Source organism: Nguyenibacter vanlangensis, from assembly GCF_038719015.1.
Lineage (GTDB): Bacteria > Pseudomonadota > Alphaproteobacteria > Acetobacterales > Acetobacteraceae > Gluconacetobacter > Gluconacetobacter vanlangensis.
The window spans coordinates 675,118-690,140 of the sequence record NZ_CP152276.1 but is presented as its reverse complement, the minus strand read 5'-3'; the positions used below and the strand labels follow the sequence as shown (position 1 = coordinate 690,140).

Genomic DNA, 15,023 nt, shown 5'->3' with positions numbered 1-15,023 from the left:
CGTCCCATGATCCCCGTCCCATGATCCCCGTCCCATGATCCAGGTTCCGGCCGGCACACAGGCGCTGCTCTTCGATTGCGACGGCACGCTGGTCGATTCCCTGCCGCTCTACCTGCAGGCATGGCTGCGCGCCTTCGAAACGGCGGCCGGCCACGTGCTGGCGCCCGAATGGTTCCACGGGCGCGGCGGCCTGTCCGAACAGATGGTCCTGGACCTGCTCGAGGCCGAACTGGGCCGGACGCTGGACCGGCCGGCCATCGTCGGCGCGGCCCGGCAGGCGGTGCTGGAGATCCTGCCCGATTTGCGCGAAATCGGCATCGTCGCCGACCTGGCCCGGCGCTATCGCACCGCGCTGCCCATGGCGGTCGCGTCCAGCGGCTCACGGCAGATCGTCGTCGCGTCGCTCACCCATACCGGCCTGCTGCCGCTCTTCGACACGGTGGTGACGGTGGATGACGTCCGCCGCCCCAAACCCGCTCCCGATCTGTTTCTCGAGGCCGCGCGCAGGCTGAACGTCCCTCCGGCCGGCTGCCTGGTGCTCGAGGACAGCACCGAAGGCCTGGCCGCGGCCGATGCCGCCGGCATGCGCGCGGTGGATGTCCGGCCCTACATCATGTCGTCCGGCCGCCCTCACGCCTCATCGCAAGCCTGATCGCGCGCCGGGTCGCCCGGCTGGTCGCCTGGCTGATCATCGGGCGGGCCCAGCCGGTCCGTCTCGTCCAGGGGCGGGGTGGCGTGGTCCATCACCGCCAGCAGCGCCGCCGTCAGCGGCGAGGCCAGGATCAGCCCGGGCAGGCCCAGGATCGTCCCGAACACGGTCTGCGACAGGATGGTCAGGCCCGGCGGCATCTGCACTGCATGCCGCTGGATCAGCGGCGCCATCACATTGCCCTCGAAGAACTGGATCGCCGCATACAGCGCCAGCACCAGCAGCCCCTCGCGCGTACCCTGCGACAGCCCGACCAGCACCGCCGGCACCGCGCCGACGAAAGCGCCGATATAGGGGATGAAATTCGCCATCCCGGCCACCACCCCCAGCGCCAGGGCCAGCGGCACGCCGATGCACCACAGCCCCAGCCCGGACAGGATGCCCACCACCGCCATGTCCAGCGCCTGACCCGCCGTCCAGGCCCACAGGGTGCGCCCGGCCACCACCAGCATCGCCCGCGCCGCCGGCCGGTGCCCCGGCGGGATCAACCGCAGCAGCCCGTTGGCGTACAAGCCCGGCGACAGCGCGAAATACAGCCCGGCGATCAAGATGACCGCCAGCGTGCCCGCCGCGCCGAAGGCCTGCGACACCACCCCGGTCATCGATCCCGCGATCCGCGACCCCACGCCGACATCGCCGCCCGCCTCGTTCCCGCCCAGCGATTGCGGCAGATGGTCCAGCACCGTCCGGCCCAGCGGGCTGGCGTTCAACTGGCCCCGCAGCGAATGCGCCTGGGTGGCCAGCGCGGCGCGCAGCCGGGCCGCCTGTTCGGAAATCGCCGGCCCGCTGCTCCAGAACAGCGCGACGAACGCCCCCAGCACCCCCGCGACCACCAGGCTCAACGCCAGCCAGTAGGGCAGGCGCATCGCCCGCTCCAGGCGGATCGCCAGGTTATGCAGGATCACCGCGACCAGCGTCGCGGCAAACACCACCATCAGCACGTCGCCGATCAGCCAGATCGACAGCACCAGCACCGCCAGCAGCACCGTAACCTGCAGCAGGCTGTGAATCCGGGCCAACTGCACCGCCCGCGGGTCCATCTCCCGCTCGGGGGGCGCCGTACCGGCGGGCGTGTCGTCCGGCCGCCTGGCGGCCGCGTGCATCGGGGTCATGGTCCGTTCCGGCTGTGACAGGGCGCTATCTGGCATACCAGCCGGCGCGCGTCGATTCCATCAGCAATGACAGGCAGATACAGCCGATCCGTACCATCTTCCGGAAAATCCGTAAGGTGTTGACGCATCAATCGCCGTTATGATCCCGGGCCCAGGCGGCATACTGGCCGGCGACATGTCAACGGTCCCAGACACATTGGCCTCGGACGCTCGTCCGCACGAAAGGACATCGCCTTGGACACCGAAATCGGAGACGATACGCCGGTCGGCCATTACGACGCGCCGCACGGCGTCGCCGCCGCGGAATTCGCCCTGGCGCTGGGCACCTTCGCCATCGGCACCGGCGAATTCGCGATCATGGGCATGTTGCCGGAAATGGCGTCGTCGCTGGGCATCACCATCCCGTCCGCCGGCCACGTCATCGCCGCCTATGCGCTGGGCGTCGTCGTCGGCGCGCCGCTGATCGCGGTGTGCGGCGCGCGGCTGCCGCGCCGCACATTGCTGATGATCCTGATGGGGGTCTTCGTCCTGGGCAACCTGCTGGCGCCCCTCTCGCCCGACGCCCGCACGCTGGAGATCATGCGCTTCCTGACCGGACTGCCCCATGGCGCGTTCTTCGGGGTCGCCGCGCTGGTCGCGGCCTCGCTGGTCGATCGCGCCCATCGCGGCCGGGCGGTGGGGCGGGTCATGGCGGGCCTGACCATCTCCAACGTGATCGGCGCGCCGTTCGCGACCTGGGGCGGCGAATTTCTCGGCTGGCGCACCACCTACGCCCTGATCGGCCTGGTCTCGGTGGCCAGCCTGCTCCTAGTGGCCCGCAACGTCCCGGCCGACCCGCCCCATCCCGGCGCCTCGCCGCTGCGCGAACTCGGGGCCCTGCGCCGCGCCCAGGTCTGGTTCACCCTCGGCACCGGCGCGGTCGGGTTCGGCGGCATGTTCGCGGTCTATACCTATCTGTCCGACGTGCTGGTCAATGTCTCGGGCTATCCGGCCTACGCGGTGCCCTTCATCCAGGCCCTGTGGGGTGTGGGCATGGTCATCGGCAACCTGATCGGCGCGCGCCTGGTCGACATCAACCTGAACATGACCGTCATCGCCGCCCTGGTCTGGAGCATGCTGACCCTGGGCCTGTTCTCCGTCACCGCCGTCAACCCCTGGGCGGTGGTGCCCGTCATCCTGCTGCTGGGCGGCATCATCGCGCTGGTGCCCGCGCTGCAGACCCGCCTGATGGATGTTGCGGCCGACGCCCAGACCCTGGCTGCATCGCTCAACCATTCGGCCTTCAACGTCGCCAACGCCCTGGGCGCCTGGCTGGGCGGCCTGGTGATCGGCGCCGGCTATGGCGCGCAATCGGTCGGCTGGGCCGGCGCCGCCCTGGCCCTGGGCGGACTCGCCATCTTCCTGGCGGCCCTGGCCGTCCGGTTCGTCGGCCGCCGCATCGAACAGGCCGCCTGAGCCGAAAACGCAATATTTACTTAGACAATGTTGTTTTTAAAATATTATCTGGATGAACCCACGGGGTGAATTCACTCCGCGGTGCTTTCCTCGATCGCCGTCTCGGCCAGCAGCCATTCTTCCTCGGCCTCCGCCTGCGCGCGGCCGATCGCCGCCAGGCGGGTATTGATCCGGGTCACCTCGTCAGCCCCGCCCGCCTCATACAAGGCGGGGTCGGCCAGGCGCGCTTCCAGTCTGGCGCGCTCCTCGGCCAGCCTGCCCATCCTCGCCTCGGCATCCTTCGCCTGCTTGCGCAGCGGGGCGATGGCCTTGCGCGCCTCGGCGCGCTCGCGCCGGTCGTCGCGGCGCGGCGCGGCCGACGCGGCGGGCCGGACGGCGGCGCGCGCCCGCTCGGCCAGCCAGGTCCGGTATTCCGCCATGTCGCCGTCGAAGGGCCGCACCGTGCCGTCGCCCACCAGCCACAGCCGGTCGGCGACCAGTTCGACCAGATGCGGATCATGGCTGATCAGCAGCACGGCGCCCTCGAATTCCGCCAGGGCGCGGATCAGCGCCTCGCGCGCATCCAGGTCCAGATGGTTGGTCGGCTCGTCCAGGATCAGCAGGTGCGGCGCCTCGCGGGTGGCCAGGGCCAGCAGCAGCCGCGCCTTCTCGCCGCCCGACAGGTCGCGCGTCACCGTGTCCGCCCGTTCGGCATCCAGGCCGAATCGCGCCAGTTGGGCGCGTACGGCGGTGGGCGGGGCCTTGGGCATGGCGCGCGCCATGTGCGCGACCGGGCTGTCCTCCGGCACCAGTTCCTCGGCCTGGTGCTGCGCGAAATAGCCGACGCGCAGCTTCGGACTATGGGCCATGCCGCCCTGCATCGGCGCCAGCCGGCCGGCAATCAGCTTGGCGAAGGTCGATTTGCCGTTCCCGTTCGCGCCCAGCAGGGCAATCCGGTCCTCCATGTCCAGCCGCAATGTCAGGCCGGACAGGATCGGCCGGCCCTCATAGCCGACGGTCACCCGGTCCAGGGTCAGCATCGGCGGTGGCAGCGGGGCGGGCTCGGGAAAGGCGAAGCGGGTCGGCGCGGCCTCCACCACCGCCTCGATCACCGGCAGCTTCTCCAGCGCCTTCAGCCGGGCCTGGGCCTGGCGCGCCTTGGTCGCCTTGGCGCGGAACCGGTCGACGAAGGACTGCATATGCGCACGCTGGGCGGCGATCCGCTCGGCCGCGCGCGCCTGCTGCAACGCCTGCTCGGTGCGGATGCGCACGAACTCCTCATAGCCGCCGGGCGTCAGGCTCAGCGTCCGCTGGTCCAGATGCGCGATCGCATCCACCGACCGGTCCAGCAGCCCGCGATCGTGGCTGACGATCAGCGCCGCGCCGGCAAACCGGGCCAGCCAGCCTTCCAGCCAGATCGTCGCCTCCAGGTCCAGATGGTTCGTCGGCTCGTCCAGCAGCAACAGGTCCGGGTTCAGGAACAGCGCGGTGGCCAGCGCCACGCGCATGCGCCAGCCGCCGGAAAAATCCGAAACCGGCCGCGCCTGCGCCGCGCTGTCGAACCCCAGCCCCGACAGGATGCTCGCCGCCCGCGACGGCGCGCTGTCGGCCCCGATGGCCCGCAGCCGCTCATGGATGTCGGCCAGCCGCAGCGGGTCCGCCGTCCGCTCGGCCGCGCGCATCAGGTCGGTCCGTTCGGTATCGCCCGCCAGCACCGTGTCCAGCAAATTGGCGTCCCCCGACGGTGCCTCCTGGCGGATGCGCGCCATGCGGGCGCGCGACGACAGGCGGATCATGCCCCCATCGGGCGCGATATCCCCGGCAATCGCCGCCAGCAGGGTCGATTTGCCCGCCCCGTTGCGCCCGACCAGCCCGATCTTGCGCCCCGGATCGACGCTCAGCGACGCGCCGTCCAGCAGGGCGCGCCCCGCGATGCGAAGGACCAGGTCGGAAATGACAAGCAGACTCACGGGATCGGGGCTCCGGAACGCGGGCGGCCCTGCGGCGCCAACCCTTTGACAGACAACGGATCCGGCCGCCGCCGGATGGATCGCGCCGCCGGTTGTGCGCCGCACGGCACAGGATTCGTGCCGCTGTACCTACCAGTCCCGGCCAATATGCTCTAGATGGCGCGCGGAAGGGGCGCCGGTCCGGCCGGGCTGCGGGTCCCCCACATGTTTCGAGCAAGAGGAAGGAGCCGCCCGATGGCGACCGAACGTACCCTGTCGATCATCAAGCCGGACGCGACCCGGCGCAACCTGACGGGCAAGATCAACGCGGTGTTCGAGGATGCGGGCCTGCGCATCGTCGCCCAGAAGCGCATGCAGTTGACCGAGGCGGTGGCCGGCGCGTTTTACGCCGTGCACAAGGACCGGCCGTTCTTCGGCGACCTGGTCTCGTTCATGGTGTCGGGCCCGGTGGTCGTGCAGGTGCTGGAAGGCGAGAACGCCGTCCTGAAGCACCGCGACGTCATGGGCGCCACCGACCCCAAGAAGGCCGCCCCCGGCACCGTCCGCGCCCAGTTCGCCGAGAGCATCGAGGCCAACTCGGTCCATGGCTCCGACAGCCCGGAAAACGCGGCCAACGAAATCGCCTTCTTCTTCTCGCAGATCGAGATCCTACCCTGATCACGACCTGACGCGTCACGACCTGACGCGCGAAAAATACGAAAAATGAAGGGCCGGTCCGCAAGGCGCCGGCCTTTCTTCGTTGCGGCCCGCCCCTACAGGAACAGCAGCGGCCCCGCCGTCGGCTCCGTTTCCGCCGTCGCATCACGGGTCAGATGCCTGCGCAGCGCCGCCGGGTACAGCACATGTTCCTGCTCCAGCACGCGGGCCGCCAGTTGGCCCGGCGTGTCGCCCGCATGCACCGGCACCGCCGCCTGGCCCAGGATCGGGCCCTCGTCCATGGCCTCCGTCACCAGGTGCACGGTGCAGCCATGCAGCTTCACCCCGGCCGCCAGCGCGCGCTCATGCGTATGCAGGCCAGGGAAGGCCGGCAGCAGGCTGGGATGGATGTTCAGCATCCGCCCCGCCCAGGCTCCGGTCAGGAAGGGCGTCAGCAGCCGCATATAGCCCGCCAGACAGACCAGTTCGGCCCCCGCGTCGCGCAGCGCCGCGTCGATCGCCCTCTCATGCGCCGCGCGATCGCCGCGGAACGGACGATGATCGACCACTTCGGTCCGCAACCCGGCGGACCGCGCCACCTCCAGCCCCGGCGCGTCGGGCCGGTTGCTCAGCACCAGCGCGATGCGGGCCGGAAAATCGGGCATGGCGCACGCGTCGATCAGCGCGCGCATGTTGCTGCCGCGCCCACTGATCAGGATCGCGATCGGGCGGCGCGGCATGTCGGGTGCCGGAGTCTCGGGCATCGGTACGCTCAGGCCCCGGCCGGACCGAAATCCGGCATTGCCGTGAAACGCAGCCCGGCGGGCGCGCCCGCCGCGCCGTCTTCCAGCCGCCCGATCACGAACGCCTCCTCGCCCGCCGCGCGCAACTGGCTCAGCACCGCATCGCGGTCGCGGGCGATCAGCACCATGCCGATGCCGCAATTGAAGACCTTCAGCATCTCCGCGACATCGACCTGCCCGGTCCGTGCCAGCCAGCCGAACACCGGCGGAACGGGCCAGGACGCGCCATCGATCACCGCCGTCAGCCCGGCCGGCAGGACGCGCGGCAAATTGCCCGGCAGGCCGCCGCCGGTAATGTGCGCCGCCCCCGTGATCAGCCCCTGCCGGTGCAGCGCCAGGACCGGCTTCACATACAGCCGCGTCGGCGTCATCAGGGCTTCGGCCAGGCTCGGGCCGGCGGCGAGGGGGCCGGCGGCGAAGGGGCAGGGGGCGTCCCAGCCCAGCCCGCTGCGCGTCACGATGGCCCGCACCAGCGAAAACCCGTTGGAATGCACCCCGCTGGCCGGCAGGCCGATCAGCACGTCGCCCGCCGCGATCCCGGCGGGCAGCAGGGCGGACCGCTCGGCCGCGCCGACCGAAAAACCGGCCAGGTCGTAATGGCCCGGCCCGTACATGCCGGGCATCTCGGCCGTCTCGCCGCCGACCAGCGCGCACCCCGCTCCCCGGCACCCCTCGGCAATGCCGCGCACCACCTTGGCCGCGTCGTCCACCGCCAGCCGCCCGGTCGCGAAATAATCCAGGAAGAACAGCGGCTCCGCTCCCTGGACGACCAGGTCATTGACGCACATCGCCACCAGGTCGATTCCCACCGTCTCGTGCAGACCGCTTTCGATCGCGACCATCAGCTTGGTACCCACCCCGTCGGTGCAGGACACCAGGACCGGATCGGCGAACCCCGCCGCCTTCAGGTCGAACAGCGCGCCGAATCCGCCCAGCCCGCCCATGGTGCCGGGCCGGTCGGTCGCCCTGGCGGCGGGCTTGATCGCATCGACCAGCGCGTCACCGGCCGCGATATCCACGCCGGCATCGCGATAGGTGGCGCCGCCAGAAGACGTGGCGGCCGGCAGGGAAGGGGGGACGGAACGCATGGGGGCTGGCCTTCGTCGTCAGATTGCCGCGAATTTCGCCCGGCGCGCCGCGCGGGGGTCGAAGAACGGGACAAGGTAGGGTAAACGCTCACCGGTTCCTTTACGGCAGAGGAAGGCGGCGCGCAAAGCGGTGGTTGAACGGACGGCACAGAAACATCCCGAACATCCCGGCGCGGCGCCCGATGCGGCGGCCACGGCCGGCGCGACCAGCGCGACCGGCCAGTTGGCGCTGCCCTTCGTCCACCATTCCCGGTTCGACCGGGCCGATTTCGTGGCGGCACGGTCGAACGAAGCGGCCCGCGCCCTGCTGCTGGGCGGCGCGGACTGGCCGGAATACCGCCTCGCCCTGTGGGGGGCGGCCGGCGCCGGCAAGACCCACCTGCTGCATGTCTGGGCCCGGGAAAGCGGCGCGGTAATGCTGGACGGCCGGGACGTCACCACGGCGACCGTCACCACGGCGACGCTGGGCCGGCTGTTCGCCGAATCGCCCGCCCGCCTCGCCGGCGTCGCGGTGGACGACGCCGACCGCGCCGCCGAGCCGCGCGCGCTTCTGCACTTGCTGAACATGGCGCGCGAGCACCGGCTGAAGGTCGCCATGGCCGCGCGGCTGCCGCCCGCCCGCTGGCCGTCGCCACTGCCCGACCTGGCCAGCCGGCTACGGGCCACGATGGCCGCCGAACTACGCCAGCCCGAGGACTCGCTGCTGCGCATCCTGCTGCTGCGCCACCTGGCCGCCCGCCAGATCGTGGTCAGCCAGCCCGTCACCGAATGGCTGCTGCGCCGGCTGCCGCGCACCGCCTCGGCCATCCGGGACGCCGCGGCCCGCCTGGACCAGGCCGGACTCATGGCCGGCCGGCGCGTGACCCGCGCCCTGGCCGTCGGCGCGCTGCACGACATGCTGGCCCCAGAAGACGTGATGCCAGAAGACCTGATCCCAGAGGGCCCGGTCCCGGACGGCCCGATCCCGGAAAGCCTGGTTCAGGACGATCCTGTCCGGGAAGGCGGCATGCCCGACGACGGCGCGGGCTGACCGCTCATTTCGAAAAACTTCACCGATGATGCGCTGGCAGCGCGTCCCGTTTTTGCCTAGTTTGGCGCGACGACGGTTTTTTTGTGGCAGGAGATCGGATTGACAAAACCGACGGGCAGACAGCCCCCGCGCCGGGCCACCGCGCGCACGGTTCGCAAAAAAACGACCACGACCACACGGCGGCGCCCGGCCGCGGCGACCGCGGGCGCCGTCGCCGGCCCGCCGATCGCGGACATGGATTCGCCCGCGCGCTTCATCAATCGTGAACTCTCCTGGCTCGACTTCAACCAGCGCGTCGTCGAAGAGGCCGACAATCCCCGCAACCCGCTGCTCGAGCGGCTGCGCTTCCTGTCGATCAGCGCCGGCAATCTCGACGAATTCTATTCGGTGCGCGTCGCCGGCCTGGTCGGCCAGGTGCGCGAGGGGCTGCTGACCACCTCGCCCGACGGGCTGACCCCGGCCCAGCAGCTCGCGGCCGTCCGCGACCGGACCGCCCGCCTGCTGCGCGAGCAGCAGCGCATCTGGAAGGAACTGCGCGTCCAACTGGCCGAGGCCGGGATCGTGCTGTGCAGCCTCGACACCGTCACGGACGCCGAGCGCGACTGGCTGGATCATTTCTTCATGGACCGGGTCTTTCCCGTCCTGACCCCGCTGGCCATCGACCCGGCCCATCCGCTGCCCTTCATCCCGCATATGGGCCTGGCCCTGTCGCTGCGCCTGCAAGCCAAGGACACCGGCCGCTTCGTCATGAGCGCGATGATCCTGCTGCCGGCGCAGATCGAACGCTTCATCCGTCTTCCGGCCGCCCTCAGCCCGTCCGGCGCGGCGCGCTTCATCATGCTGGAAAGCCTGATCGCGCTGTGCATCGACCGGCTGTTTCCCGCGCTGGTGGCAAGCGAATGGGGCGTGCTGCGCGTCATCCGCGACACCGACGTGGAATTCGAGGACGAGGCCGAAGACCTGGTCCGCTCCTACGAAACCGCGCTCAAGCGCCGGCGCCGCGGCGTGGTGATCCATCTCGACATCGATTCGCACATGCCGGCCGACCTGGGCCGGGCCGTCGCCGCCGAACTGGACGTGCCGCCCGACGAGGTCGAGATCCAGCCTGGCCTGATCGGCGTCGTCGACACCAGGCAGTTGATCGTCGACGACCGGCCCGACCTGCTCTTCCCGCCCTATACGCCCCGCTTCCCCGAGCGCGTGCTGGATTTCGGCGGCGACTGCTTCGCCGCGATCCGGGCGAAGGACATGATCATCCACCACCCGTTCGAAAGCTTCGACGTGGTGGTGCAGTTCCTGCGCCAGGCGGCGCTGGACCCGGCGGTGGTCGCGATCAAGCAGACGCTCTACCGCACCTCGCGCGACAGCCCGATCGTCAAGGCGCTGATCGAGGCCGCCGAATCCGGCAAGTCCGTGACCGCCATGGTCGAATTGCGGGCCCGTTTCGACGAGGAAGCGAATATCCGCCTCGCCCGCGCGCTCGAAGCCGCGGGCGTGCAGGTCGTGTTCGGCTTCTCGGACCTCAAGACCCACGCCAAGCTCAGCCTGGTGGTCCGGCGCGAGGGCGGGACATTGCGTTCCTACGCCCATTTCGGCACCGGCAACTATCACCCGATCACCGCGCGCATCTATACCGACCTGTCCTTCTTCACCTGCGATCCGGAACTGGCGCGCGATTCCGCCCGCCTGTTCAATTACATGACCGGCTATGCGGTGCCGACGCGCATGGAAGCCATCGCGTTCTCGCCCGTCACCGTCCGCCGCACGATCGAGGAACTGATCCAGCGCGAGATCGAGCATGTGCGCGCCGGCCGTCCCGGGCAGATCTGGCTGAAGATGAATTCGCTGGTCGATCCCGACCTGATCGACCGGCTCTATCGCGCCTCCTGCGCCGGGGTGCGCATCATGGGGGTGGTGCGCGGCATCTGCTGCCTGCGTCCCGGTGTGCCCGGCCTGTCCGAGAATATCCGCATCAAGTCGATCGTCGGGCGCTTTCTCGAACATGCCCGCATCTTCGCCTTCGGCGACGGGCACCGCCTGCCGTCGCGCCACGCCAAGATCTACATCTCGTCGGCCGACTGGATGGTCCGCAACATGGACTGGCGGGTCGAAAGCATGGTGCCGATGCGCGACCCCACCGTCCACGCCCAGGTCCTCGACCAGATCATGGTCACCGACCTCAAGGACAATCTGCAAGCCTGGATCCTGCAGCAGAACGGGGCATGGCGGCGGCTGGAACCCGGGGCCCGGCCGTTTTCGGCGCACGATTATTTCATGACCAACCCGTCTTTGTCCGGACGCGGCCTGGCGGCGCAGGATGCCCAGATCCGCGTCGGCACGCCGCTGCCCCGCCACCAGGACCGGATTCTCGATGATTGAGGATTTCGCCATGACGCAATCCAAGGCGGCTCCGTCGCCCGCCCCTTTCGTAACGCGCGGGGCGGCATGACCGCCGGCACCCATCGCCGCTCGGCCGTCGTCGATCTCGGGTCGAACTCGGTCCGGCTGGTCGTCTTCGACGGCGTCAGCCGCAACCCGATCACCATCTTCAACGAAAAATCCGTGCTGCGGCTCGGGCGCGGCCTGAACGCGACCGGCCGCCTGAACGAAGGCGGCGTCGGCATGGCCATGCAGGTCATGGACCGTTTCTATGCCATCGCCCGGGGGATGGAGGCCGATCCGTTCGAGATCCTGGCCACCGCCGCGGTGCGCGACGCCTCCAACGGCCCGGAATTCGTCGCCGCCCTGCGCGCGCGCATGCCCGGCGTGCCGATCCGCGTCCTGTCGGGCGAGGAAGAGGCCGATTACTCCGCCACCGGCGTGCTGGCCGGCCTGCCCGAGGCCGACGGGCTGGTGGCCGATATCGGCGGCGGATCGCTGGAGCTGATCCGCCTGTCCGGCGGCCAGAAGCACGAGGCCTGCACCCTGCGCCTGGGCGTCATCCGCCTGAACGACCGCGCCGAAGGCGACCTGCAGAAGGCCCGTGCGATCGCGGATGCCGACATCGCGCAGGTCGATTGGCTGGATACCCTGCAGGGCAGGCCGCTCTATCTGGTCGGGGGCGCCTTCCGCGCGCTGGCCCGGCTGCAGATCGCGCGCACCAACTACCCGCTGAACATCGTCCATCTCTACACATTGTCCGGCGACGCGGCGAAGGAAATGGCCGACTGGGCCGCCACCGCGCCCCGCCGCACGCTCGACCGGCTGCCCGGCGCCCCGCGCAAGCGCCTGGACGACGTGCCCTTCGCCGCCATCGTGCTGCGCCGGCTGGTCCGCCGGCTGCAGCCCACCCGCGTGGTGTTCTGCGTCGATGGACTGCGCGAGGGCTGGTACATGCGCCGCGTCGCCGCCTCGGTCGCCCATCTCGACCCGCAGGAAGCCGTGGCCCGGGAAATGTGCGCCCGCCTCGGCCGCAGCGAAACCCTGCCCGACCGGCTGATGAACTGGACGGCCCCGCTCTTCGCCGACGAAAGCGCGTCTTCCCGCAGGCTGCGCCGCGCCGCCTGCCTGCTGTCCGATATCGGGTCGTACGACCATCCCGAATATCGCGCGGAACAGACTTATCTGCGCATCCTGCGCATGCAGGGCGTGGGCTTCGACCACCCGGCCCGCGCCGCCGTGGCGCTGACCCTCGCCGTGCGCTATGAGGCCGAGCTGGGCCAGGATTTCCTCCAGCCCTCGCGCCTGCTCCTGCCGTCCGAGGATTATATCCGCGCGGTCACGCTGGGGCTGGCGCTGCGCCTGGCCTATACGGTCTGCGGCGGGACCGCGGAATTGCTGGACGGCACCTGGATCGAAAAAACCGCGCAGGGCCTGGCGCTGCATCTGGCGGGCGGCCGTTCCGCCGTCCGCGGCGAAAGCGTGCGCCGCCGCCTGGACCGCCTGGCGGAAATCCTCTCCCTCCCGGCCCGGATCGAAGAACCCGCCGAATCATGAAACATGTCCTCTCCCATGCCGGCCTGCCGGCCCTCGTGCTGGCCGGCGTCTGGCTCGCGGTCGCCCATGCCAGCGGCCCCACCCGGCCCGATCCGCACGACCCCAACGTGCTGTGGCGCATCGTCCATGGGCGCTGCGTGCCCAACCAGGTCGGCCAGCAGACCCCAGCCCCCTGCGAAGCGGTCGATCCCGCCGCCGGCTATGCGGTGCTCAAGGACCGCACGGGCCGCGCGCAGTATCTGCTGATCCCGACCGCCCGCGTGACGGGGATCGAGGACGCGTCCCTGCTGTCGCCGGACGCGCCGGATTATTTCGGCGCCGCCTGGCACCAACTCGACCGCGCCCTGGCGCGGCTGGGCCATACCATGCCGCGTGAGACGATGGCGCTATCCGTCAACTCGGCCTACAGCCGGTCGCAGAACCAGTTGCACATCCATATCGACTGCCTGGCGCCCGATATCCGCGTCGCCCTGCACTGGGCGCGTCCGCATATCGGCCACGGATGGACCAACCTGGTGCTGGACGGCCATACCTATCGCGCCACCCGGATCGACGGCGCCGACCTGGCCGGCGCCCTGCCGTTCCGCCGCCTGGCCGCCGCGCTGGCCGACCCGGCGCGCGAGATGGGCGAGCACACGCTCGTCGTCGTCGGCACGGTCTGGCCGGATGGGCATCCGGGCTTCATCCTGCTGGACGACATGGTCAAGCCCCTCTCGGGCGACCGCGCCTCGGGCGAGGAACTGCAGGACCATGCCTGCGCGATTGCCCGGTTCGAACCCGGCCGGCCGCTTCCCGCCCATCCCTGAAAGGGCCGTTTCAGGCCCGTGACAGCGCCTCGGCCGTGTCGTCCGCCGGCACTGGCTGCCGGCGGGCCAGCGCCAGATAGGCGCCGGCGCCCACCGCCACGCCGACGAACCATGCGACCGCGTTCAACCCCGCCAGGCCCGGCAGGATGTGCCCCGCCGAGGCCACCAGCCCGCCGGCGGCAAATGCCCCCAGACCCGGCAGGCCCCAGCCCTTCCGTCCGGCATAGCGGCCCTGGTGGCGGTACAGGTCCGGCACGTCCAGCACCTGGCGGCGCACGACATAGAAATCCGCCAGCATGATCCCCGTCACCGGCCCCAGCAGCCCGCCGATCAGGTCCAGCGCGCGATAGATGCTCGCCGCCTCGTTGAACCACAGCCAGGGCATGAAGAAGACGCCCAGCACCAGCACCAGCCGCGACGCGCGGTTGAAGTCCAGGCGCCGAGGCATCAGGTTCACCAGGTCATAGGCCGCCGGCATGATATTGGCCACGACGTTGACCGACAGCGTCGCCAGCACCAGCGTTGCCCCGCCCAGCACCGTCACCACCGGATGGCCCAGTGCCACCAGCAGCTCCACCGGGTTCCAGATCGGGTGGCCGAACAGGATAACGGTCGCCGAGGTCGTGATGATTCCCATGGGCGTAAAGACCAGCGCCGTCACCGGCAGCCCGATCGCCTGTCCCACCACCTGGTCGCGTTCCGAGCGTACGAAGCGCGACAGGTCGGGAATATTGACGGCGAAGGTCGCCCACATCCCGATCATCCCGGTCACCCCCATGGCGAACCGCGACCAGAATTCCGCTCCGTGCAGATGCGACGGCTGCGCGAACAGCGGGCCCAGCCCGTGGCCCACATGCAATCCCCACATCGTGGCCAGCAATCCGACCAGGATGACCAGCGGCCCGGCGACCAGCTCGAAATTTCGGATCCGATGCACGCCATGGCTGGCGATCCAGCCATGCAGCGCCCAGATCGCGGCCATCGCCAGCCACATGCGAAGCTGCATGCCCAGGAACGGCGCCTGCAGCGACGCCCAGCCCGCATTCAGGGTCGAGAATATCGCATCCACCGCCTGCGCGGCGGCATAGGACTGGACCGAAAACCAGAAGATCGCGCAGAACCCGCGCAACACCACCGGCAACTGCGCCCCGAACGGCCCGAAGGCCGAACGGATCAGCACGCAGAACGGAATGCCGTACCGTGTCCCCGCCCTGGCGTTGAACCACATCGCCAGGAACAGGATCAGATAGGCGACGGCGACGATCTCAAGGCATTGCCACGCCGAAAATCCCAGCGCCATCAGCCCCGACGCCGCCTCATAGGCCACGATGTTATGGACCATGCCCATCCACACCGTGGCCATGTTCACCCAGCTCCAGTCCCGCCGCTCGGGCGGCACCGGCGCCAGGTCGGCATTATACAGGTCGGGCGCATAGGAACCGGTCGGCGAGGGGTCCGGGGCAGGGGACGAACTCTCGGTCATGGCGGGGTCTCCTGAC

The 15,023-nt window shown here is 70.1% G+C and carries 13 protein-coding genes; 7 read left to right on the top strand and 6 right to left on the bottom strand.

Annotation, left to right across the window (positions count from 1 at the left end; translation table 11 throughout):
* Positions 1-34 precede the first annotated feature (34 nt).
* Complete coding sequence (locus tag AAC691_RS03235; RefSeq protein WP_342628929.1) at positions 35-652, top strand: HAD family phosphatase; 618 nt, start codon at positions 35-37, stop codon at positions 650-652.
* Here the strand turns inward: AAC691_RS03235 and AAC691_RS03230 are convergent.
* Positions 631-1,812: an AI-2E family transporter gene (locus AAC691_RS03230; protein ID WP_342630128.1), complete on the bottom strand. Its 1,182-nt coding sequence runs from the start codon at positions 1,810-1,812 to the stop codon at positions 631-633. The genes AAC691_RS03235 and AAC691_RS03230 overlap by 22 nt on opposite strands.
* Before the next feature lie 243 nt (positions 1,813-2,055).
* Between AAC691_RS03230 and AAC691_RS03225 the strand changes: the two genes are divergently transcribed.
* Complete coding sequence (locus tag AAC691_RS03225; protein WP_342628928.1) at positions 2,056-3,276, top strand: MFS transporter; 1,221 nt, start codon at positions 2,056-2,058, stop codon at positions 3,274-3,276.
* Between the two features lie 71 nt (positions 3,277-3,347).
* On the opposite strand, the gene AAC691_RS03220 is transcribed toward AAC691_RS03225, so the two are convergent.
* The gene (locus AAC691_RS03220; protein WP_342628927.1) at positions 3,348-5,225 is read right to left on the bottom strand and encodes an ABC-F family ATP-binding cassette domain-containing protein; all 1,878 of its coding nucleotides are present in this window, start codon (positions 5,223-5,225) and stop codon (positions 3,348-3,350) included.
* A 234-nt stretch (positions 5,226-5,459) separates the two neighbouring features.
* Here AAC691_RS03220 and ndk point away from each other — a divergent pair, with 234 nt between their 5' ends.
* Entirely contained in the window at positions 5,460-5,882 is a 423-nt protein-coding gene (gene ndk / locus AAC691_RS03215; RefSeq protein WP_176641369.1) for a nucleoside-diphosphate kinase, read from the top strand.
* 95 nt (positions 5,883-5,977) lie between these two features.
* Here the strand turns inward: ndk and purN are convergent, their stop codons facing one another.
* Both purN and purM read right to left on the bottom strand, forming a co-directional pair.
* Complete coding sequence (purN, locus tag AAC691_RS03210) at positions 5,978-6,625, bottom strand: phosphoribosylglycinamide formyltransferase (RefSeq protein ID WP_342628926.1); 648 nt, start codon at positions 6,623-6,625, stop codon at positions 5,978-5,980.
* Positions 6,626-6,633: 8 nt separating this feature from the next.
* The gene (gene purM / locus AAC691_RS03205) at positions 6,634-7,752 is read right to left on the bottom strand and encodes a phosphoribosylformylglycinamidine cyclo-ligase (protein WP_342628925.1); all 1,119 of its coding nucleotides are present in this window, start codon (positions 7,750-7,752) and stop codon (positions 6,634-6,636) included.
* A gap of 130 nt (positions 7,753-7,882) precedes the next feature.
* On the opposite strand from purM, the gene AAC691_RS03200 reads away from it, so the two are divergent.
* A complete protein-coding gene (locus tag AAC691_RS03200; protein WP_408906051.1) occupies positions 7,883-8,782 on the top strand; it encodes a chromosomal replication initiator DnaA in 900 nt (299 codons plus the stop codon).
* Positions 8,783-8,838: 56 nt separating this feature from the next.
* Here the strand turns inward: AAC691_RS03200 and AAC691_RS03195 are convergent, their stop codons facing one another.
* Positions 8,839-9,039, bottom strand: coding sequence for a hypothetical protein (locus AAC691_RS03195; RefSeq protein ID WP_342628924.1), 201 nt, complete (start codon positions 9,037-9,039; stop codon positions 8,839-8,841).
* Between AAC691_RS03195 and AAC691_RS03190 the strand changes: the two genes are divergently transcribed.
* From AAC691_RS03190 to AAC691_RS03180, 3 genes are all read left to right on the top strand, one after another.
* On the top strand, positions 9,017-11,161 hold the full coding sequence (locus AAC691_RS03190; protein ID WP_342628923.1) for an RNA degradosome polyphosphate kinase: 2,145 nt from the start codon (positions 9,017-9,019) through the stop codon (positions 11,159-11,161). The two genes, AAC691_RS03195 and AAC691_RS03190, sit on opposite strands and share 23 nt — an antisense overlap.
* 66 nt (positions 11,162-11,227) lie before the next feature.
* Positions 11,228-12,718: a Ppx/GppA family phosphatase gene (locus tag AAC691_RS03185; RefSeq protein WP_342628922.1), complete on the top strand. Its 1,491-nt coding sequence runs from the start codon at positions 11,228-11,230 to the stop codon at positions 12,716-12,718.
* Positions 12,715-13,524, top strand: a complete 810-nt coding sequence (locus AAC691_RS03180; protein WP_342628921.1) for a CDP-diacylglycerol diphosphatase — start codon at positions 12,715-12,717, stop codon at positions 13,522-13,524. Before AAC691_RS03185 ends, AAC691_RS03180 begins: the two co-directional genes overlap by 4 nt.
* Before the next feature lie 10 nt (positions 13,525-13,534).
* On the opposite strand, the gene AAC691_RS03175 is transcribed toward AAC691_RS03180, so the two are convergent.
* Complete coding sequence (locus AAC691_RS03175) at positions 13,535-15,007, bottom strand: NCS1 family nucleobase:cation symporter-1 (RefSeq protein ID WP_342628920.1); 1,473 nt, start codon at positions 15,005-15,007, stop codon at positions 13,535-13,537.
* Positions 15,008-15,023: the final 16 nt, after the last annotated feature.

Coding starts and splice junctions, on each gene's coding strand:
- purM (WP_342628925.1), bottom strand. CDS start 7,752: ATGCGTTCCGTCCCCCCTTCCCTGCCGGCCGCCACGTCTTCTGGCGGC.
- AAC691_RS03180 (WP_342628921.1), top strand. CDS start 12,715: ATGAAACATGTCCTCTCCCATGCCGGCCTGCCGGCCCTCGTGCTGGCC.
- AAC691_RS03195 (WP_342628924.1), bottom strand. CDS start 9,039: ATGAAGCGCGCGGGCGAATCCATGTCCGCGATCGGCGGGCCGGCGACG.
- AAC691_RS03230 (WP_342630128.1), bottom strand. CDS start 1,812: ATGCACGCGGCCGCCAGGCGGCCGGACGACACGCCCGCCGGTACGGCG.
- AAC691_RS03175 (WP_342628920.1), bottom strand. CDS start 15,007: ATGACCGAGAGTTCGTCCCCTGCCCCGGACCCCTCGCCGACCGGTTCC.
- ndk (WP_176641369.1), top strand. CDS start 5,460: ATGGCGACCGAACGTACCCTGTCGATCATCAAGCCGGACGCGACCCGG.
- AAC691_RS03185 (WP_342628922.1), top strand. CDS start 11,228: ATGACCGCCGGCACCCATCGCCGCTCGGCCGTCGTCGATCTCGGGTCG.
- purN (WP_342628926.1), bottom strand. CDS start 6,625: ATGCCCGAGACTCCGGCACCCGACATGCCGCGCCGCCCGATCGCGATC.
- AAC691_RS03190 (WP_342628923.1), top strand. CDS start 9,017: ATGGATTCGCCCGCGCGCTTCATCAATCGTGAACTCTCCTGGCTCGAC.
- AAC691_RS03235 (WP_342628929.1), top strand. CDS start 35: ATGATCCAGGTTCCGGCCGGCACACAGGCGCTGCTCTTCGATTGCGAC.